At 64.4% G+C, this 19055-nt stretch carries 16 protein-coding genes and 1 pseudogene; 16 read left to right on the forward strand and 1 reads right to left on the reverse strand.

What is annotated here, in order from left to right:
- Window positions 1–30 precede the first annotated feature (30 nt).
- The 16 genes from ACDP63_RS18850 (at window position 31) to ACDP63_RS18925 (ending at window position 18982) form a co-directional block, all read left to right on the forward strand.
- Window positions 31–1464: an aldehyde dehydrogenase family protein gene (locus ACDP63_RS18850; protein ID WP_409928457.1), complete on the forward strand. Its 1434-nt coding sequence runs from the start codon at window positions 31–33 to the stop codon at window positions 1462–1464.
- 3 nt (window positions 1465–1467) lie between these two features.
- Window positions 1468–2865 (forward strand): FAD-binding oxidoreductase, encoded by a 1398-nt coding sequence (locus ACDP63_RS18855; protein WP_409928458.1) that lies wholly within the window; start codon window positions 1468–1470, stop codon window positions 2863–2865.
- Between the two features lie 125 nt (window positions 2866–2990).
- Complete coding sequence (locus tag ACDP63_RS18860; RefSeq protein WP_409928459.1) at window positions 2991–4655, forward strand: thiamine pyrophosphate-dependent enzyme; 1665 nt, start codon at window positions 2991–2993, stop codon at window positions 4653–4655.
- Window positions 4652–6748, forward strand: coding sequence for a hydantoinase/oxoprolinase family protein (locus tag ACDP63_RS18865; protein WP_409928460.1), 2097 nt, complete (start codon window positions 4652–4654; stop codon window positions 6746–6748). Before ACDP63_RS18860 ends, ACDP63_RS18865 begins: the two co-directional genes overlap by 4 nt.
- Window positions 6745–8379, forward strand: coding sequence for a hydantoinase B/oxoprolinase family protein (locus ACDP63_RS18870; protein ID WP_409928461.1), 1635 nt, complete (start codon window positions 6745–6747; stop codon window positions 8377–8379). The genes ACDP63_RS18865 and ACDP63_RS18870 overlap by 4 nt, the downstream gene beginning before the upstream one ends.
- On the forward strand, window positions 8376–9596 hold the full coding sequence (locus ACDP63_RS18875; protein WP_409928462.1) for a pyridoxal phosphate-dependent aminotransferase: 1221 nt from the start codon (window positions 8376–8378) through the stop codon (window positions 9594–9596). Before ACDP63_RS18870 ends, ACDP63_RS18875 begins: the two co-directional genes overlap by 4 nt.
- Complete coding sequence (locus ACDP63_RS18880; RefSeq protein ID WP_409928463.1) at window positions 9593–10414, forward strand: NAD-dependent epimerase/dehydratase family protein; 822 nt, start codon at window positions 9593–9595, stop codon at window positions 10412–10414. The genes ACDP63_RS18875 and ACDP63_RS18880 overlap by 4 nt, the downstream gene beginning before the upstream one ends.
- Window positions 10411–11619: an NAD(P)/FAD-dependent oxidoreductase gene (locus ACDP63_RS18885; protein ID WP_409928464.1), complete on the forward strand. Its 1209-nt coding sequence runs from the start codon at window positions 10411–10413 to the stop codon at window positions 11617–11619. The genes ACDP63_RS18880 and ACDP63_RS18885 overlap by 4 nt, the downstream gene beginning before the upstream one ends.
- A gap of 65 nt (window positions 11620–11684) precedes the next feature.
- Window positions 11685–12596, forward strand: a complete 912-nt coding sequence (locus ACDP63_RS18890) for a LysR substrate-binding domain-containing protein (protein ID WP_409928465.1) — start codon at window positions 11685–11687, stop codon at window positions 12594–12596.
- 130 nt (window positions 12597–12726) lie between these two features.
- Entirely contained in the window at window positions 12727–13440 is a 714-nt protein-coding gene (locus tag ACDP63_RS18895) for an SDR family oxidoreductase (protein ID WP_409928466.1), read from the forward strand.
- A gap of 12 nt (window positions 13441–13452) precedes the next feature.
- Entirely contained in the window at window positions 13453–14202 is a 750-nt protein-coding gene (locus ACDP63_RS18900; protein WP_409928467.1) for an SDR family NAD(P)-dependent oxidoreductase, read from the forward strand.
- Complete coding sequence (locus tag ACDP63_RS18905) at window positions 14118–15344, forward strand: amino acid ABC transporter substrate-binding protein (RefSeq protein ID WP_409928468.1); 1227 nt, start codon at window positions 14118–14120, stop codon at window positions 15342–15344. Before ACDP63_RS18900 ends, ACDP63_RS18905 begins: the two co-directional genes overlap by 85 nt.
- A 93-nt stretch (window positions 15345–15437) precedes the next feature.
- Window positions 15438–16616, forward strand: coding sequence for an ABC transporter permease subunit (locus ACDP63_RS18910; RefSeq protein WP_409928469.1), 1179 nt, complete (start codon window positions 15438–15440; stop codon window positions 16614–16616).
- Complete coding sequence (locus tag ACDP63_RS18915; protein ID WP_409928470.1) at window positions 16613–17698, forward strand: amino acid ABC transporter permease; 1086 nt, start codon at window positions 16613–16615, stop codon at window positions 17696–17698. Before ACDP63_RS18910 ends, ACDP63_RS18915 begins: the two co-directional genes overlap by 4 nt.
- A gap of 11 nt (window positions 17699–17709) precedes the next feature.
- On the forward strand, window positions 17710–18459 hold the full coding sequence (locus ACDP63_RS18920) for an amino acid ABC transporter ATP-binding protein (RefSeq protein WP_409928471.1): 750 nt from the start codon (window positions 17710–17712) through the stop codon (window positions 18457–18459).
- Window positions 18460–18526: 67 nt separating this feature from the next.
- On the forward strand, window positions 18527–18982 hold the full coding sequence (locus ACDP63_RS18925; RefSeq protein WP_409928472.1) for a hypothetical protein: 456 nt from the start codon (window positions 18527–18529) through the stop codon (window positions 18980–18982).
- On the opposite strand, the pseudogene ACDP63_RS18930 reads toward ACDP63_RS18925, so the two are convergent.
- A pseudogene (locus tag ACDP63_RS18930) lies at window positions 18966–19055 on the reverse strand (IS5/IS1182 family transposase); the annotation flags it as partial. The gene ACDP63_RS18925 and the pseudogene ACDP63_RS18930 sit on opposite strands and share 17 nt — an antisense overlap.

A 19055-nucleotide genomic window follows, 5' to 3' on the forward strand; every position in this document is an offset into this window, starting at 1 on the left:
CAAATCCTTGCCCGACAGCAGGAGGCAGGCATGCAGGACTGTAAGCGCAACTTGATCGGCGGCGAATGGGTTTTGCCGCAGGCCTTCAGCGAGAACCGCAACCCGGCCGATCCAGACGAGGTGATCGGCCTCTATGCCCGCGCCGAAGCCGATGACGTGGCCCGTGCCGTCGAGGCGGCGAAGACCGCCCAGCCGGCCTGGGCTGCCGCCTCGCCGCAATTGCGCTCGGACGTGCTGCGCCGGGCGGGCGACATGTTGCTGGCCCGCAACGATGAGATGGGTCGGCTGCTGGCGCGGGAGGAAGGCAAGACGCTTGCCGAGGCCAAGGGGGAGGCCCTGCGCGCCGCGCAGCTGTTCCATTTCTTCTCGGGCGAGGCGGTGCGTAATCCGGGCGAGAAGCTGACTTCGATCCGCGACGGCGTCGAAGTCGATGTCATGTGCGAGCCCCTGGGCGTCGTGGGCCTCATCACGCCCTGGAACTTTCCCATCGCCATCCCCGCCTGGAAGACCGCCCCGGCGCTGGCGGCAGGCAATGCGGTCGTGCTGAAACCGGCCGAATTGACGCCGGGCTGTGCGCATCTGCTGGCCGAGATCCTGGTCAAGGCGGGATGCCCGAAAGGCGTATTCAACCTGGTGATGGGCAGCGGTTCGGTCATCGGTCGGGCGCTGGTCGAGCATCCCGACGTGGCCGCGATCTCCTTCACCGGGTCCGAGCGGGTGGGCCGAGGCATTGCCATGGGTTGCGCCCAGGGGCTGAAGAAGGTCCAGCTCGAGATGGGCGGCAAGAACCCTATGGTGGTGCTGGCCGATGCCGATCTGGATCTGGCCGTGAATGCCTGCCTCAACGGCGCCTTCTTCTCGACCGGGCAGCGCTGCACCGCGTCCTCGCGGCTGATCGTCGAGGATCGGATCCATGATACCTTCGTCGACCGGATGCGGCAGGCCATGGCGGCGCTGCGGATCGGCGATCCGCTGGACGAGGCCGTGCAGATCGGGCCGGTGGTGTCCGAGGGCCAGCTTGCGGGCAATCTGGACTATGTGCGGCTGGCGGCCGACGAGGGATGCGAGGTCGTGGGTGGTGAGCGGCTGGACCGTGCCGGCTATTTCCAGAACCCGGCGCTGTTCGTCGGCGCCACGAACCGGATGCGTTCGTCGCGCGAGGAGATCTTCGGCCCCTGCGCCTCGGTCATCCGGGTCGCGGATTTCGACGAGGCGCTGGCGGTGGCGAATGATACGCCCTTCGGCCTGTCGTCGGGCATCTGCACCTCGTCCCTGAAACATGCGACGGCGTTCCGGCGTGGCTCCAAGGCGGGCATGGTGATGGTCAACCTGCCGACCGCCGGCGTCGATTACCATGTGCCCTTCGGCGGGCGCGGCGCCTCCAGCCTTGGCGGTCGCGAGCAGGGCCGGATCGCGATGGATTTCTACACATCGGTCAAGACCGCCTATGTCTTCGCGGGGTAGAGGATGAGCCTGCAGCAGGAACTGAAGACGATCCTTGGTCCTTCGGGCTGGATCGAGGGCGCGGATGCCGCGTCGTGGCAGCGCGACTGGTTGGATCGCTATGGCGAGGCGCCGCTGGGGGTGGCTCGTCCCGCCTCGACCGCCGAGGTCGCCGATGTGGTCCGGGCCTGCCATGCCGCCGGCGTCCCGGTGGTGGTGCAGGGGGGCAATACCGGGCTGTGCGGCGGCGCGGTGCTGGGGCGGGCAGGGGGCGTCATCCTGTCGCTGTCGCGGATGGCCGCGATTTCGCAACCGGACGTCGCCAGCGCCTCGGTCGAGGTCGAAGCGGGGGCGGTGTTGGCCACCCTGCACGACGCGCTGGATGGATCGGGGATGATGTTTCCCATGCATCTGGGCGCCGAGGGATCGGCCCAGATCGGCGGGCTGATCGGCACCAATGCCGGCGGCAGCCATGCGTTCCGCTATGGCATGATGGCCGATCTGGTTCTGGGGCTGGAGGTCGTCCTGCCCGACGGCACGATCTGGAGCGGCCTTCGCGCGGTGCAAAAGGACAATGCGGGCTATCAGTTGCGCCGCCTGTTCGTGGGCTCGGAGGGGACGCTGGGCATCGTGACCCGCGCTGTGCTGAAACTGTTCCCCGCGCCGCGTCAGCGGGCCACGGCGTTTCTCGCCTTGCCCGATGAAGCGGCGGCGGTGCGCTTCGGGACGCGGTTGCAGGCAGAGGCGGGGGAGTTCCTGACCGGTCTGGAATTTTTCCCGGAACTTGGCCTGGAGCTTGCCCTGAAGCATGTCCATGGGCTGGCCTATCCGCTGGAGACGCGGGGCGGCTGCTATCTGCTGGTCGAGGTCGCGAGCGGCTCGGACAAGGTGCCTTTGGACGATATTCTGGGTGCCGTTCTGGAATGGGGCATGGCGGAGGGGCTTGTCCTCGATGGCGCCCTGGCCGCGTCCGAGGCGCAGCGCGCGGCTTTCTGGCGCCTGCGCGAGGAACAGCCCGAGGGCCAGCGGCTGGAGGGGGCGCAGCTGAAGCATGACATCGCGGTTCCGCCGGGTCGGATCGCCGAATTCGTGGACCGTGCGGGCGCGCTTTGCCGGGCGCTGGTTCCCGATGTGCGGATCAACCCCTTCGGCCATCTGGCGGACGGGAACATCCATTACAACCTGACGCCCCCTGAAGGCATGGCGGATTTCGCCGGTCAGGACCGTGAGCTTGCGCTGCGGCTGGCGCGGCTTGCGACCGAGATGGGCGGCAGCTTTGCCGCCGAACACGGTCTGGGCCGGGCGAAGATCACGCTGGCCGACGCCCTCCGCCCCGCCGCCGAACGCAGGCTGATGCGGGCGGTCAAGGCGGCGCTGGACCCCGAGGGCACGATGAATCCCGGCGCGGTGATCGGCAACTAAATCTTGTCGATGGGCCGGAAATCTTGATTTTGTCCGCCGCCCCGGACGGGCAGGATCACCCCAGACAGATGGTTCATTTGCGCCCGCTGGCCGGTTTTGAACGCCAGGGCAGGAAGGATACGGGAATGCGCAACGGAGGTCAGCTTCTGGTCGAAAGCCTTGTCGCGCTTGGCGCGGAAAAGGGCTTCGGCGTGCCGGGGGAAAGCTATCTTGCGGTGCTGGACGCGCTGCACGATACGCAAGGCAAGCTTGATTTCGTCCTGTGCCGCAACGAGGGCGGGGCCGCCTTCATGGCCGCCGCCTGGGGCAAGCTGATGGGCCAGCCGGGCCTGTGCTTCGTCACCCGGGGCCCTGGCGTCACCAATGCCTCGATCGGAGTGCATACCGCTATGCAGGACTCGGCGCCGATGATCCTGTTCGTGGGTCAGGTCGGTACCGACATGAAGGGCCGCGAGGCATTCCAGGAGATCGACTACCGTGCCGTCTTCGGCACCATGGCGAAATGGGCGGTCGAGATCGACGATGTCGGGCGCATCCCGGAAATCCTCGCCCGCGCCTGGAGCACGGCCACGACCGGCCGGCCCGGTCCGGTGGTAATCGCGCTGCCCGAGGACATGCTGACCAGCTTGACCGATGCCGCGCCGCTGACCGGCCCGGCCCGCGTGGCCGAGCCGGCGCCGACCACCGAAGCCTTGGCTGAGGCGCTGGCGATGCTGGAAGGGGCGGCACGCCCCCTGGTTCTGCTGGGGGGCTGCAACTGGACCGAAGCCGGGCAGAAAGCATTGCAGGACTTCGCCGAGAAGAGCGACATCCCGGTCGTCGCGGCCTTCCGCTATCAGGACCAGTTCGACAATTTCTCGCCGGTCTATGCCGGCGAGGCGGGTGTCGGCATGCCTGCGCATGTGCGCAAGCTGATCCTGGATGCCGATGTGGTCCTGGCGATCAATGTCCGCTTCGGAGAGATGACGACGGACGGCTACACGCTGCTGAACGTGCCGGTCCCGGCGCAAAAGCTGATCCATGTCCATGCCTCGGATCGCGAGATCGGCAAGATCTATCAGCCGACGCTCGGCATCCAGGCGGGGCCGAATGCCTTCGCCGCCGCCCTGCGCCCGGTGAAGGGCAACTGGGCCGAGTGGCGCGCGAATGGCCGCAAGGCCTATGACGATGGCTTCGAGGCGCCCGTCCAGCCCTCGCCCGTGGATATGGTCCTGGCCACCGCGCATCTGCGCGAGGTGCTGCCCGAAGACGTGATTCTGACCAACGGTGCGGGCAATTTCACGGTCTGGCCGAACAAGTTCTACAAGTTCGGACCCAAGGCGCGGCTGCTCGCGCCGCAATCCGGCGCGATGGGCTATGGGGTTCCGGCAGCCGTCGCCGCCAAGGTGGCCTTCCCCGAGCGCACTGTGGTCTGCTTCGCGGGCGACGGCGATTTCCAGATGAACTGCCAGGAGCTTGGTACTGCCATGCAGGCCGGTGCGCAGCCGATCATCCTGGTGCTGAACAACGGCATCTACGGCACCATCCGCGCCCATCAGGAGCGCAACTATCCGGCCCGCGTGTCGGGGACGGAACTTCAGAACCCCGACTTCGTCATGCTGGCGCAGTCCTATGGCTATCACGCCGAGCGTGTCGAGACGACCGAGGATTTCCCGGCGGCCTTCGCCCGCGCCCGCGCCTCGCGGACAGGCGCGCTGCTGGAACTGAACATTTCGCCCGAGGCGCTGACCCCGCGCCAAACCCTGTCCCAGATGCGCGAAGCCGCGCTGAAAGCAAAGGAAACCGCATGAGCGCCGCCCGTCAACAGATCCGGCTGGGTGCGGATATCGGCGGCACCTTCACCGACATCGCGCTGGATTGCCGCGGCACGATGTTTTCGACCAAGGTGCTGACGAATTACAGCGCGCCCGAACAGGCCATCCTGGACGGGATCGAGATCGTGACCCGAGAGGCGGGCATCGCTTCGTCCGACCTGGACATCGTGATCCATGGCACCACGCTTGCGACCAACGCATTGATCGAACGGCGCGGCGTCCGCACGGCCTTGGTCACGACCGAGGGATTCCGCGACGTGATCGAGATGCGGACCGAGAACCGCTTCGAGCAATACGACCTGAACCTGAAGCTGCCCACCCCGCTGATCCCGCGCGAGGACCGTTTCGTGGTCAAGGGCCGGATCGGGGCGCAGGGTCAGGAACTGGCGCCGCTGGACGAGGCTGCGCTGGAGGAGATCGCCGACCGGATCGCCGTCGAGGGCTTCGGCGCCGTCGCCATCGGGTTCATTCATTCCTACATGAACCCGGCACATGAACGCCGCGCCCGCGAAATTATCGCGGCCAAGGTGAACGTGCCGATTTCTATTTCCGCCGAGGTCTCGCCGCAGATGCGCGAGTTCGAACGGTTCAATACCGTCTGCGCCAATGCCTATGTGCGGCCGCAGATGGCCGATTACCTTGCGCGCCTACAGGTGAGGCTGAAGGAGATGGGGGCAGATTGCCCAGTCTTTATGATCCATTCCGGCGGCGGCCTGATCTCGGTCGAGACGGCGGCGGAGTTTCCGGTGCGCCTGGTTGAATCCGGCCCGGCGGGCGGCGCGATCTTTGCCGCCGATGTGGCGCAGCGTTTCGGGCTGGACACGGTCGTCAGCTACGACATGGGCGGCACCACCGCAAAGATCTGCCTGATCGAGGATTTCCAGCCCAAAACCGCCCGCACCTTCGAGGTCGCCCGCACCTATCGCTTCTGCAAGGGCTCGGGCATGCCGATCTCGATTCCGGTGATCGAGATGATCGAGATCGGGGCAGGGGGCGGATCCATCGCCTGGGTCGATGCCATGGGCCGCATCCAGACCGGCCCGGAATCGGCTGCCTCGGAGCCCGGCCCGGCCTGCTATCAGCGCGGGGGGATGCGTCCGGCGATCACCGATGCCGATCTGGTGCTGGGCAAGCTCGACCCCGACAATTTCGCCGGCGGCGCGATCAGGCTGTCGGTGGCGAATGCCGAAGGCGCCATCGCCCGCGACGTGGGCGACAGGCTGAATCTGCCCGCCGAGGCAGCCGCCTTCGGCATCGTCGAGGTGGTGGACGAGAACATGGCCAATGCCGCCCGCGTCCATGCGGTCGAGAACGGCAAGAACATCTCGGACAACATCATGATCGCCTTCGGCGGCGCGGCGCCGCTGCATGCCGCGCGGCTGTGCGAGAAGCTGGGGATCGACGAATGCCTGATCCCGCCCGGCGCTGGCGTGGGTTCTGCCATCGGCTTCCTGAAGGCGCCGTTCGGCTATGAGGCGCTGGCCTCGAAGATCGTGCGTCTGTCGGAATTCGATCCTGCGCAGGTCAATGCGCTGCTGGCAGAACTGAAGACCACCGCCGAGGGCTTCGTCCGCGCCGGGACCGATGGCACGATCCAACGTGAGATCACCGCTTTCATGCGCTATGTCGGCCAGGGCTGGGAGATCCCGGTCGCGCTGCCCGACCGCGATTTCACCGCCGGGGATGTCGAAAGCCTGCGTGACAGTTTCCGCGAGAATTACGCCCGCTTCTTCGGGCGCGCCATCGACGGGCTGGACGGGCTGGAGATCGAGATCGTCACCTTCTCGGTCAAGGCGCAGGATGAACGCAGTGCGCCCGAGCGACTGGAGATCACCCGCGGCGAGGACCGGCCGGAAACTCCGGTTACCCGCGCGGTCTTCGACCCGGCGCAGGGCGAAATGCTGACGACCGCCATCGTTGAGCGCCAAAGCCTGACCCCCGGCGCCCGCGTCAGCGGCCCGGCCGTGATCGTCGAGCGTGAGACCTCGACCGTCGTCACCTCGCCTTTCGATGTGGTGATGCAGGCCGACGGCACCCTTCTTCTGACCCGCAAGGAGATCGCGGCATGAACGCCAGGACCCAAGATGCGACCCAGGAAATCCGCATGCAAGTCATGTGGAACCGGCTGATCTCGGTGGTCGAGGAACAGGCGATGACGCTGCTGCGCACCGCCTTCTCGACCTCGGTCCGCGAGGCGGGCGACCTTTCGGCCGGCGTTTTCGACCCGCAGGGCCGGATGCTGGCGCAGGCCGTCACGGGGACGCCGGGGCATGTGAACACCATGGCCGAGGCCGTGCTGCATTTCATCGCCGAAATCGGGCACGACGACATGTTCCCCGGTGACACCTATGTCACCAACGACCCCTGGAAGGGCACCGGGCACCTGCACGACATCACCATGGTCTCGCCTTCGTTCAGGGGCGATGAACTGGTCGGTTTCTTTGCCTGCACGGCCCATGTCGTCGATGTGGGTGGACGGGGTTTCGGGGCGGACGGCAAGTCGGTCTATGAGGAAGGCATCCAGATCCCGATCATGAAATTCGCCGAACGCGGCGAGGTGAACCGGGATCTGATCCGCATCCTGCGCACCAATGTCCGCGAGCCGAACCAGGTGGTGGGCGATTTCTTCTCGCTGGCGGCGTGCAACGATGTCGGCCACCGTCGGCTGATCGCGATGATGGAAGAGATCGGGCTGGAGAATCTCGACAACCTGGGCGAGTTCATCTTTTCCCGCACCCGCGCCGCCACGCTGGAACGCATTCGCGCACTCCCCAAGGGAAGCTGGTCGAACGAGCTCTGGACCGATGGCTATGATGAGCCGGTCAAACTGGCCGCCACCGTGAGTTTCGACGAGGATGTCGTGCATATCGACTTCACCGGCACCGACGGGCAGAGCCGCTGGGGCATCAACGTGCCCCTGATCTATACCAAGGCCTATGCCTGCTACGCGCTGAAATGCGTGGTGGCGCCGGATATTCCGAACAACTGGGCCTCGCTGGAGCTGTTCACGGTCTCTTCGCCGGTCAATATCCTGAACGCCGAACGTCCGGCTCCGGTCAGCCTGCGCCACGTGAACGGCCATATGGTGCCCGACCTGGTGCTGGGTGCGGTCGCCAAGGCGATGCCTGGCCAGATACTGGCCGAGGGCGCTGCGGCCTTGTGGAACATCCACATCTCGGCCCGCCCGGTTGCCGGGCAGGAAGGGCGCCGCGCGGAAATCCTGATGTTCAATTCGGGCGGCATGGGCGCGCGCCCAGGACTGGATGGGCTGTCCGCGACGGCCTTCCCCTCGGGCGTCATGACTATGCCGATCGAGGCGACCGAGCAGACCGGCCCGGTCACTGTCTGGCGCAAGGAATTGCGCCCGGATTCAGGAGGGGACGGCGAATATCGGGGCGGGTTGGGCCAGATCATCGAGATCGAGGCGGCGCCGGGCCATGAGTTCGACTTTTCGGCCATGTTCGACCGGGTGGGCCATGCCGCCAGGGGTCGTGACGGCGGGAAAGACGGCGCGCCGGGCAGGGTTGCGCTGGATGACGGCACGGAACTGAAGCCCAAGGGCTGGCAGCATGTGCCGGCCGGGCGCCGGCTGATCCTGCAACTGCCCGGCGGTGGCGGTTTCGGCGACCCGGCGCGGCGCCACGCCGAGGCGCGGACCGAGGATGCCTACAAGGGCTATGTGACGGAGAAGGGCAAATGAGCTATGTGGCAGACCGTCTTGCGGCGGTGAAACCCTCGGCCTCGATGGCCGCTTCGCAGGCGGCCAAGGCGCTGCGGGCGACCGGCGTTGATGTGATCGACCTGGGCCTGGGCGAGCCGGACTTTCCGACACCCGCCCATGTCGCGGAAGCCGCGCACAAGGCGGCGCTGGCGGGCGAGACGCTGTATACCGCCGCCGCCGGCACACCGGCGCTGCGCCAGGCCGTAGCCGAGAAGTTCCGGCGCGAGAACGGCCTCGACTACGGTCCCGACGACATCGTGGTGGCGAATGGCGCCAAGCAGATCATCTTCAACGCGCTGATGGCGACGCTGAACGACGGCGACGAGGCGATCCTGCCCGCGCCCTATTTCGTCAGCTATCCCGAGATGGTGAAGCTGCTGGGCGGCGTCCCGGTGATTGCCGAATGTCCGGCCGAGACCGGCTTTCGCCTGACGCCCGAGGTTCTGGAAGCCGCGATCACCCCACGCACGAAGTGGCTGTTCCTGAACATGCCCGGCAATCCCTCGGGCGCGGTCTATTCGCGGGACGAGTTGCGTGCGCTCGGCGCGGTGCTGGCGAAGCATCCGCAGGTGCTGATCCTCTCGGACGAGATCTATGAGCACATCATTTTCGACGGGCGCGCATTCGTCAGCTTCGGCGCGGCCTGCCCGGAGCTGAAGGACCGTAGCCTGATCGTGAACGGCGTCGCGAAAGCCTATGCCATGACCGGCTGGCGCGTCGGCTATGCAGCCGGTCCCGCACCGCTGATCAAGGCGATGAACACGGTGCAGAGCCAGAGCGTGACCTCGGTCGCCGCGCCCATGCAGGCCGCCGCGCTGGCCGCCCTGACCGGCCCGCAGGATTGCATCGCCCAATTCCGCGAGGCTTTCCAGCGCCGCCGCGACCTGGTGGTAGCGGGGATCGCGAAAATCGACGGGCTGACGCTTCCGGCCCCCGAGGGCGCGTTCTATGCCTATATCGGCTGCGCGGACCTGATCGGCCGTCGCACGCCCAAGGGCGAGGTGCTGGCCGATGACGTGGCCGTGTCGAACTATCTGCTGGCCGAGGGTCATGTCAGCTCGGTGCCCGGCTCGGCCTATGGGCTGGCGCCCTTTTTCCGCATCTCGACCGCGACCAGCGACGAGATCCTGACCGAGGCCATCGTACGGATCGCCCGTGCCGTGGCGGCGCTTGAACCAGCCGAGGTGACCGCATGACCGCCCCGCGTTTCGACACCATCCTGATCACCGGGGCCGCCGGCCGTCTGGGCAGCGAACTGCGCCGCGGCCTCGCGCCGCTGGCACGCAGGTTGCGCCTTGCGGACGTGGCAGAGATCAAGGACATCCAGCCCAACGAAGAGGTTGCCGTTTTCGACCTGGCCGACGAGGCCGCAGTCCTGCAGGCGACCGAGGGCGTCGATGCCATCGTCCACTTCGGCGGCGCGCCGCTGGAGCGCCCCTGGGACGAGATCCTGAACTCCAATATCCGCGGCAGCTACCACATCTATGAGGGTGCGCGTAAGAATGGCGTCAAAAGAGTGATCTACGCCTCGTCAGTCCATGCCATCGGTTATCACCGGCTGGAGGATCATATCGACGCCGATGTCCGCCAGCGGCCGGACAGCCTCTACGGGCTGTCGAAATGCTTCGTCGAGAATCTGGGCCAGCTTTACTGGGACAAGTTCGGCATCGAAAGCGTCGCCCTGCGCATCTTTTCGTCCTTCCCCGAGCCTGCCGACCGGCGGATGTTGTGGTCCTGGCTGTCCTTCGACGACTGCGTGCGACTGGTTACGGCCAGCCTGACCGCGCCGCGTGTCGGCTGCACCATCGCCTTCGGCATCTCGGACAATGCGGTGAAGCCGGTGGACAACCGGCTGGCCGGGCACTTGGGCTATCACCCCCAAGACAATACTGAAGGTTTCCGGGCCGCCATGGAAGCCAAAACCGACCCCGCCGATCCCCATGCCCCCGCCGTGCAATGCCTTGGCGGCTGGTTCGTGGACCTGGGCCACCCTGACGACGAGGCAGCGCAATGAAGGACAGCTATGACGTGGTCATCGTCGGCGGCGCCGTCATCGGCTCGGCGGTGGCCTATTTCCTGACCGCGAACCCGGACTTCAAGGGCTCGGTCCTGGTGGTCGAGCGCGATCCCACCTATCTGAAGGCCGCGACCTCGCTGTCGTCTTCGTCGATCCGGGTGCAGTTCTCCAACCCGGTGAACGTGAAGATCAGCCAGTTCGGCAGCGCGTTCATCCGCGACTTCGCCGAGACGATGCAGGTGGCGGACGAGCCGAAGCCTGACCTGAACTTCCATCCCGGCGGCTATCTGTTCCTGGCCAATACCGAGGATCAGGCGCGCACCCTGCGCGAGAACCACGAGGTCCAGCGGGCCTGCGGCGCCGATGTGGTGTTGTGGGGGCAGGAAGAGCTGGCCCGCGCCTTCCCGCATCTGAATGTCGACGACATCCTGCTGGCCTCCTATGGGCAATCGGGCGAAGGCTGGTTCAACAACACCGGCCTGATGTATGGCTTCAAGGCCAAGGCCCGCGAGCAGGGCGCGGAATATGTCACCGACGAGGTGGTGGCGATCGGTCGCGACGGTAACCGCGTCTCGACGGTCACGCTGAAATCCGGCGCGGTGATCCATGCGGGAATGATCGTGAACGCCTCGGGCCCGCGTGCGGCGCTGACGGCGCGGATGGCCGGCCTCGACGTGCCGGTCGAGCCGCGAAAGCGCACCCTGTTCGTCTTCGATTGCGCGAAGACCCCCGAGGGCACGGCCCAGGTCAACGAAGGCCGTCTGCCGCTCATGATCGACCCCTCGGGTGTCTTCTGTCGCCCCGAGGGCCGGTTCTTCCTGACCGGCTGCCCGCCGGTCGAGGATCCGGCGGTGGATTGGGACGATTTCGAGCCGCGCTACGAAGAGTTCGAGGAGATCATCTGGCCGGCGCTCGCCGAACGCTCGCGAGCCTTCGAGGCGATCAAGGTGGTGAACCAATGGGCGGGCCACTATGATTTCAACACCTTGGACCACAACCTGATCGTCGGGCCACACCCGGAAGTGACGAATTTCATTTACGCCAACGGCTATTCCGGGCATGGCTTGCAGCAGGGGCCCGCGGCGGGTCGCGGCGTGTCCGAACTGATCTTCTATGGCGGCTTCCGCACGCTCGACCTGTCCGAAGTCGGCTATGAACGTATCGTCGAAAACCGGCCCTTCCTGGAAAAGGCGGTCATTTGATCGCCGGAAAAAGGCGAAGGAACCATGCGTTTGAAACGCTGGATTGACAGAAACTCGGGGCGGCGATGAGCGACCGCCCCTTTCGCCTGCCGCCGTTGAACGCGCTGCGCGTCTTTCACACCGTCGTGCGGCATCGCAGTTTTCGCGCGGCCGCCGATGAACTGCTGGTGACGCCCCAGGCCGTCAGCCAGCAGATCAAGCTGCTGGAGGAAACCCTGGGGCTTGAGCTGTTCGAGCGCAAGGGCCGCGTCATCGAGCCGAACGAGCAGGCAATCCTGCTGGCGCATTACATCCAGTCCGCCTTCGAGGAGATGGAGGAGGGCGTACGCCGCGTCACCAAGGTCGGGCGGCGGATCCGGATCAATGTGAATGCCAGCCCCTATTTCGCGACACGCTACCTGCTCGACCGGCTTGCGAGGTTCCGGGAAACCATGCCCGACGCCGACCTGCGCCTGACGACCATGGTCGATCTGCCCGATTTCGTGGCGGACGACGTGGATGTCGCCATCCAATGGGGCTACGGCACCTGGAAGCCTTATGAGGCGACCTTGCTGCTCTATGACTACAAGGAGATCTGCTGCACGCCGGAAACCGCCCGCAAGATCGCCAGCCCCGACGACCTGAAGGATCTGGCGCTGCTGCATCCGGTTCTGTCGGATCGACTCTGGCCCGATGTGCTGGCCCATCTGGGGGTGAAAGCCGAGGTTTCGCAGGCCGCCATCCGCTTCCAGGATGCCGCGACGATGCGGCGGGCGACGGTGGCTGGGCTGGGCGTCGGGCTGATTTCAACCATTGATGCGGAAGAAGATCTGAAACTGGGCAAGCTCGTCGCCCCTTTCGGCCGCGGGATCATGCGGGACATGCCTGCTGGACATGTGCCTGGCTTCTACCTGGTTCTGCCCAAGGCGCATCGCCGGGTCAGCGCCATTGCGGCATTCTGCAAATGGATCGCGGAAGAAGACTGGGCTCAGTCCTAGTTGATCCGCGACGGTGCGATGCACCGGTCTTCGCACAGGCGAGAGGCAAGAAAAACTTGTCGATCCCGTGCTTTTCTTGATTTGGTTGCGCCCCCCGATGCTGCACGCTCCTGCTTGAAAGGATACGCGCATGACTCAAGCTTTGGTAACAGGCGCCACGAGCGGTATCGGACGGGCAATCGCATTGTCTCTGAGGGATGCCGGTCACGAGGTGATCGCTGTCGGGCGGCAGCCTGAAGCGCTGGCGGATCTGGAAGCGCAGGACATAAGAAGCCTGCGACTGGATCTGGCTGATCCGAAGGCTCTCCGTTCACTCGCGGAATTGGAGCCGGACATTCTTGTCAACAACGCGGGCATGATGCCGGCGATGGTGAACTTCTGCGATCTGCCCGAGGACGATATGCAAAGGGCCATCGCTGTGAACCTGACCGCCGTGCTGCAACTGACCCGGATCGTCGCACCGGGCATGCGTCGGCGGGGCAGGGGTCATATCTTCTTTACCGGCTCGACCGCGGGGCATGCGCCGTTCCCGAACCTGGCCGTCTACTGCGCCACCAAGGCGGCCATCGGCGGTTTTGCCCAGGCCTTGCGGCTGGACCTGGCGCCGCATGGCGTGCGCGTGACCGAGATCGTCGCAGGTCGCGTTGAAAGCGGTCTCTACAAGGATCTGCTGTCCGAGGATGCGCGGGCCGCGATGTATGCCGACAATTCGGCTGTGCAGCCAAGCGACGTGGCTGCGATGCTGCTGTCGGTCTGGAAACTGCCGAAGGCTGTCGACGTAGCGCGTTTCGACATTCTTCCCACCCATCAGGCGACCGCTACCGGTTCGCAGAACAAGAAGTAAGGACAGGCACAGATGCAGGGACTTTCGGTGGTAATCGTGGGTGGTGGTGCCGGGTTGGGCGCGCTTATCGGCCGCATGGCGGTGGAAAATGGGGCTTCGGCCTTGGGGATCATCGACCTCAGCACCGATGCGGCTGAGGCGGCACTGGCCCCGGCGCGAGAGGCCGGCATTCCGGCTGCATTCGCTGCCTGCGATATCCGCACTGCCGATGCGGCCCATGCCGCGCTGGACAAGGTGGTCGACGAGTTGGGTGGGATCGACACGCTGGTGAACTCGGCCGCCATCTATCCCAGAAAGCCGATCCTCGAGATCACCGATGCCGATTGGGACGCCTCGAATGCAATCAACGTCAAGGGCAGTTACCACATGATGGTCGCGGCGATCCGCAGGATGCGGCAGCAGCCCCTGAACGGTCTGGTACGTGGGCGGATCGTCAACATCACCTCGGTCGACGCCTTCAAGGCGCATCCGCAGAATGCCCATTACGCCGCCACCAAGGCCGCCGTGGTCAGCCTGACCAAAAGCATGGCGCATGAAGTCGCCCCCGACGGAATTCTGGTCAATTCGGTCGCGCCGGCCGGCATGGCGACGCAAAAGGCCCGCGAGCTGGGATTCCTTGCCGAGCTGGCGAAGGCCAGCCCCCTGGGCCGCGGCGGCGAACCGGAAGAGATGGCGGAATGGGTGCTGATGGCCGGCGGCCCGAAGAACACCTATATGACCGGAGAAAACATAATTGTTTCAGGTGGTTACATTTACGCCTGACACTGTTTCCCTATCCGCGGCGCCAGAAGCGGAAAACCCGGCGCGAAACGCAGGCCGCGGCGGGATCAAGACCGAATGCCTGTAAACAAATGCCAACACGGGAGTGGGCTATGAACTGTTTTCTGAAAACCGGCATTGCCGCCGGTATCCTGACCCTTTCCGCCGCCGGAGCCTTCGCAGGGAACGGCGACACCCTGAAGACGGTGAAGCAGCGCGGCGAATTGCTGTGCCCGGGCCATAACGGCTCGTATCTGGGCTTTGCCGAAACCGACGATCGCGGCAACTGGAAAGGGATCGACATCGAACTGTGCCGCGCCATCGGCACCGCCATCCTTGGCGATCCGTCCAAGGTCCGCATCATCCCGCTGTCCTGGGAACAGCGTTGGCCGTCGCTGCAATCGGGCGATGTCGACATCATGATCAAGGCCTCGGGTGGCACGCTGAGCCGCGACACCGACCTGAACATGCAGTTCTCGAACTCCTACTATCTCGGCACGACCCGCGTCCTGGCCCATAAAGAGCTGGAGTTGGAAAGCCTCAAGGATGCCGAGGGCGGCACGATCTGCGTCATGGCGGGCACCTCGCAGGAAAAGCAGCTGACCTCATATCTGCAGCAGATCGGCATCGAGATGGAGATCGTCGCGATCGAACGCACATCCGAGCTGGAGGGAGCCTATTTCTCGGGCCGTTGCGACACCTACATCCAGTGGGGGCCGGTTCTGGCGGTGTCCCGCGCGGCATCGAACGATCCCGAGGCGCATGTCATGCTGCCCGACATCGTCGCGTTGGAGCCCTCGGTAATGTTGATGCGTCAAGGTGACGACAACTGGGTCGATATCGCGAACTGGACGCTGAGCGCGCTGCTCTTCGCCGAACAGGAGGGCATCACATCGGAAAACGTTGATGAGTTGAAGGCGAATCCGTCCACGGTCGAAGTTGGCAAGTTCCTTGGCGCGACGCCGGGCATGGGCGCGGGCTTGGGGCTGTCGGATGACTGGGCCTATAACGTGATCAAGAATGTCGGCAACTATTCCGAAATCTTCGAGCGCAGCCTGGGACAGGAATCTCCCTATAAGATGGACCGCGAACTGACCGCGCTGTGGAAGGATGGCGGCGTGCTGTTCCCCTACATCATCGACTAACGGGAGCAGGCAGTCCCGTAAATCGGGCAGAGCGACCCCTATCCCGATCGCTCTGCCACACGGTTTCACAGCGACATGTTGGAGGCTCTCTGCATGACAACGATTCCTTTCTGGCGCCGCAAGAAAATCCGCCGGCAGGTGCTTCAGGGCGCCTTTCTTGCGGCCATCGCCGCGATCCTGATCATCGGCGCGGTGACGGCGCAGAGGAACCTTTCCGCGCAGGGGATCTCGTCGGGTTTCGGCTTCCTGTGGCGTGCGACCGGATGGGAGATGGGGACTTCGCTGCTGCCGACGTCGCCCGGCGATCCCTATTGGTGGTTCATCTTCAACGGCATCCTGAATACGTTGCTGATGGGCTTCGTCGGGCTGTTCTGTGCCACCTTGCTTGGCCTGGTGATCGGCCTTGCGCGCAGCTCGAAAAATGCGCCGGCACGCCTGCTGGGCACGATCTATATCGAAATCTTCCGCAACATCCCGCTGATCGTGCAACTGTTCTTCTGGTATGCGGTGGTCACGCAACTGCCCAACCCACGCAATGCCATCCAGATCGGCCATGTCATGCTGACGGGGCGTGGGTTGCACTTTCCCGGCCTGAACGTGACCGTGCTGTCCGCCGTGGTTGCGATCGCGATCATGATCGCCGCACTGTTCGTCATCTTGTGGATCACGGTCGCACGGCGTTTCGGCAAGGTTGAGCCCGGTCGCCGTCGCGTGCTGAACCTGGGCGTTCTTATGACCGGCATCCTTGGCGCCGTGGTCGCGCTCTACTGGGGGCGTATCCCCGAGACCCCGCTGGTCAGCCTGCCCGAGTTGCGCGGCCTGAACATCCGCGGCGGCTTCCAGTTGCGGCCGGAAATCTATGCGCTGGCCTTTGCCATCACCGTCTATGGGGCGGCCTATATAGGCGAGATCGTCCGCGGCGGCTTCAAATCCGTAGGCCGCGGCCAGGTCGAGGCCGCGCAGGCGCTTGGCCTGTCGCCCTGGCGGGTGTTCAGCAAGGTTCGGATGCCTCTGGCCATCCGCGCCATGCTGCCGATCCTGATCAACCAATATGTCTGGCTGATTAAGGCCACGACGCTGGGGATCGCGGTCGGCTTTTCGGACTTCTTCATGGTCATCGCCGGGTCGATCACCCATTCGGGCCAGACGCTGGAACTGATCGGCATCCTGATGGCGGGCTTCCTGATCATCAACTTCTCGCTTGCCGCGGTGCTGAACCGCGTCAACCGCGCCATCGCCCTGAAGGGCAAGCAGATCGGAGTAGCGCAATGACCGATATTCCGATCCATGCCCCCGACCCGTCGCAACGCCTGTGGCGCCGGCTGCGAAGCGAATATTTCGCCTCGCCACTGGGTTCGATCCTCACGCTGGCCTGCGTCGCCATCCTGGGCCTGCTGCTGTGGTGGGTTCTGGATTGGGCGCTGTTCCGCGCCACCTTCGAAGCCGATGCCCGCGCCGAGGAATGCCGCGCGAATGGGGGTGCCTGCTGGGCGGTGATCGCCAACCGCTGGCGGCTGGTCATGTTCGGCATCTATCCCTATGACGAGCAATGGCGGTCCGCGCTGGCCTGCGTGATCGTCATCGCGACCATCGTTCTCAGCTGCCTGCCGCGCATGTGGGGCATCGGGCGGCTGGCCGCAATCTGGCTGATTGCCGCGCTGGCTTTCTATATCCTGATGAAGGGCGGGCTGCTGGGCCTGTCGCGGGTCAGCGAGGAGCAATGGGGCGGGCTTGCGCTGACTTTGTTCCTGTTCGTCTCGACTGTCGTGATCGGGATGCCGCTGGCGGTGATGCTGGCCCTGATGCGCCGATCCGAGATGCCGGTCATCGCCAGGGTCACCGGGCTTTTCATCGACGCCGTCCGTTCGCTGCCGCTGTTGGCGATCCTGTTCACCTTCGCCGTGGTGCTGCCTTTCGTGTTGCCCGCCATGCTGACGGGCGAAAAACTTTACCGCGTAATCGTGGGACTTGCGATCTTCTTCGCCGCCTATCAGGCCGAGATCATCCGCGGTGGGTTGCAGGGCACGGCTTCCGGACAAGAGGAGGCCGCCAAGGCGCTTGGCATTCCCTATCGTTACCGGATCAGCCGGATTGTCCTGCCCCAGGCCTTCCGTCTGGCGTTGCCCGCCACCATCAACCAGGTCGTGATTACTTTCATGGAGACCTCGCTGGTGGTGGTGGTCGGCTTCGTCGAGCTGCTCGCTGCGGGCAACGCCGCCTATAACACCGGCGAATGGAAGTTCGCCTATGTCGAGGTGTATGTTTTCATCTCGGCGATCTATTTCACCTTCGTTTTCGGCCTGTCCCGCTATGGCGCCTATCTAGAGCGGCGCATGAATGTCGGCCGCCGATAGGAGCCTGCCAGATGAGCAATCGCCAAGCCCCCGCCATCGAGATTACCGGCCTGAACAAGTTCTATGGCAGTTTTCACGCTCTGCGGGATGTCAATTTGACCGTATCCCGAGGAGAGAAGGTGGTCGTCTGCGGGCCGTCCGGTTCGGGCAAGTCGACCATGATCCGCTGCATCAACCAGCTCGAAGAACATGATGCCGGCACAATTCGGGTTCTCGGCACGGCGCTGGACGACAGCGTGGGAAGCATCGATGAGATCCGGCGCGAGGTCGGCATGGTGTTCCAGCATTTCAACCTGTTCCCGCATATGACGGTCATGGAGAACTGCACGCTTGCTCCAATGCTGGTGCGCAAGACCTCTCGCGCCGAGGCCGAGGCGACGGCGATGCGCTTTCTGGAAAAGGTCCGCATTCCCGATCAGGCCGACAAGTTCCCGGGCCAGCTGTCAGGTGGCCAGCAACAGCGCGTCGCCATTGCCCGCGCCTTGTGCATGAAGCCCGAGATCCTTCTCTTCGACGAACCTACCTCGGCGCTTGACCCCGAGATGATCGCCGAAGTGCTGGACGTTATGACCAGCCTCGCGACCGAAGGCATGACGATGATTTGCGTCACGCATGAGATGGGATTTGCCCGCAAGGTTGCGGATCGCGTGATCTTCATGGATCAAGGCGAGATCGTAGAGGAAGCTGCCCCCGATGTGTTTTTCGCGGCCCCGCGAAACGAGCGAACCAAGCGCTTCTTGTCGCAGGTGCTTGGTCATTGAGAGAGCGGCCGCCAGCGTGATTGCGGAACAATGAAATGGAAAATCAGAAAGCCAACGGGAGAATGATATGTTGAAGAAACTTGCGCTAGGTGCTGCATTGTCGATCATGGCTTGTTCAGCGCAGGCAGAGACAACCTGGATTATGGCTACGGGTTACACCGAAGGAAGTTTCTTTACGCAAAATATTCGGAAGTTCATAGAAGAGGTTGAGACCAAAACGGACGGGGAGTTGAAAATAGACCTCCGTCCGGCAGACAGTCTGATCAAGTTGGATGCAATAAAGCGTGCCGTTCAATCCGGTCAGGTTCAGATCGGAGAAATCAGGATGAGCTCATACGGAAATGAGGCGGAGATCTTCAATCTCGACAATATTCCGGGCGTTGCGTCGAATTTCGATGAAGCCTGGACCCTGATGGAAGCACAGAAGCCTTATTTCGACGATCTCTTCGGCAAGAACAACATGTCGGTGATCACTTATGTTGCTTGGCCCGGGCAAGGGTCAGGATTCATAACCAATAAATGACGGTTGCCGCGAGCGCGATGGCCGAGAGGAAGACCTTCGGGCATCTGTCGTATCGGGTTGCCACGCGCCGCCA

The sequence above is a fragment of the Paracoccus sp. P2 genome, assembly GCF_046335115.1.
Classification (GTDB): Bacteria; Pseudomonadota; Alphaproteobacteria; order Rhodobacterales; family Rhodobacteraceae; genus Paracoccus; species Paracoccus pantotrophus.

What these genes read in the sequence shown, in the direction of transcription:
- ACDP63_RS18850 (WP_409928457.1), top strand. Translation starts at nt 31, where the DNA reads ATGCAGGACTGTAAGCGCAACTTGATCGGCGGCGAATGGGTTTTGCCG.
- ACDP63_RS18855 (WP_409928458.1), top strand. Translation starts at nt 1,468, where the DNA reads ATGAGCCTGCAGCAGGAACTGAAGACGATCCTTGGTCCTTCGGGCTGG.
- ACDP63_RS18860 (WP_409928459.1), top strand. Translation starts at nt 2,991, where the DNA reads ATGCGCAACGGAGGTCAGCTTCTGGTCGAAAGCCTTGTCGCGCTTGGC.
- ACDP63_RS18865 (WP_409928460.1), top strand. Translation starts at nt 4,652, where the DNA reads ATGAGCGCCGCCCGTCAACAGATCCGGCTGGGTGCGGATATCGGCGGC.
- ACDP63_RS18870 (WP_409928461.1), top strand. Translation starts at nt 6,745, where the DNA reads ATGAACGCCAGGACCCAAGATGCGACCCAGGAAATCCGCATGCAAGTC.
- ACDP63_RS18875 (WP_409928462.1), top strand. Translation starts at nt 8,376, where the DNA reads ATGAGCTATGTGGCAGACCGTCTTGCGGCGGTGAAACCCTCGGCCTCG.
- ACDP63_RS18880 (WP_409928463.1), top strand. Translation starts at nt 9,593, where the DNA reads ATGACCGCCCCGCGTTTCGACACCATCCTGATCACCGGGGCCGCCGGC.
- ACDP63_RS18885 (WP_409928464.1), top strand. Translation starts at nt 10,411, where the DNA reads ATGAAGGACAGCTATGACGTGGTCATCGTCGGCGGCGCCGTCATCGGC.
- ACDP63_RS18890 (WP_409928465.1), top strand. Translation starts at nt 11,685, where the DNA reads ATGAGCGACCGCCCCTTTCGCCTGCCGCCGTTGAACGCGCTGCGCGTC.
- ACDP63_RS18895 (WP_409928466.1), top strand. Translation starts at nt 12,727, where the DNA reads ATGACTCAAGCTTTGGTAACAGGCGCCACGAGCGGTATCGGACGGGCA.
- ACDP63_RS18900 (WP_409928467.1), top strand. Translation starts at nt 13,453, where the DNA reads ATGCAGGGACTTTCGGTGGTAATCGTGGGTGGTGGTGCCGGGTTGGGC.
- ACDP63_RS18905 (WP_409928468.1), top strand. Translation starts at nt 14,118, where the DNA reads ATGGGTGCTGATGGCCGGCGGCCCGAAGAACACCTATATGACCGGAGA.
- ACDP63_RS18910 (WP_409928469.1), top strand. Translation starts at nt 15,438, where the DNA reads ATGACAACGATTCCTTTCTGGCGCCGCAAGAAAATCCGCCGGCAGGTG.
- ACDP63_RS18915 (WP_409928470.1), top strand. Translation starts at nt 16,613, where the DNA reads ATGACCGATATTCCGATCCATGCCCCCGACCCGTCGCAACGCCTGTGG.
- ACDP63_RS18920 (WP_409928471.1), top strand. Translation starts at nt 17,710, where the DNA reads ATGAGCAATCGCCAAGCCCCCGCCATCGAGATTACCGGCCTGAACAAG.
- ACDP63_RS18925 (WP_409928472.1), top strand. Translation starts at nt 18,527, where the DNA reads ATGTTGAAGAAACTTGCGCTAGGTGCTGCATTGTCGATCATGGCTTGT.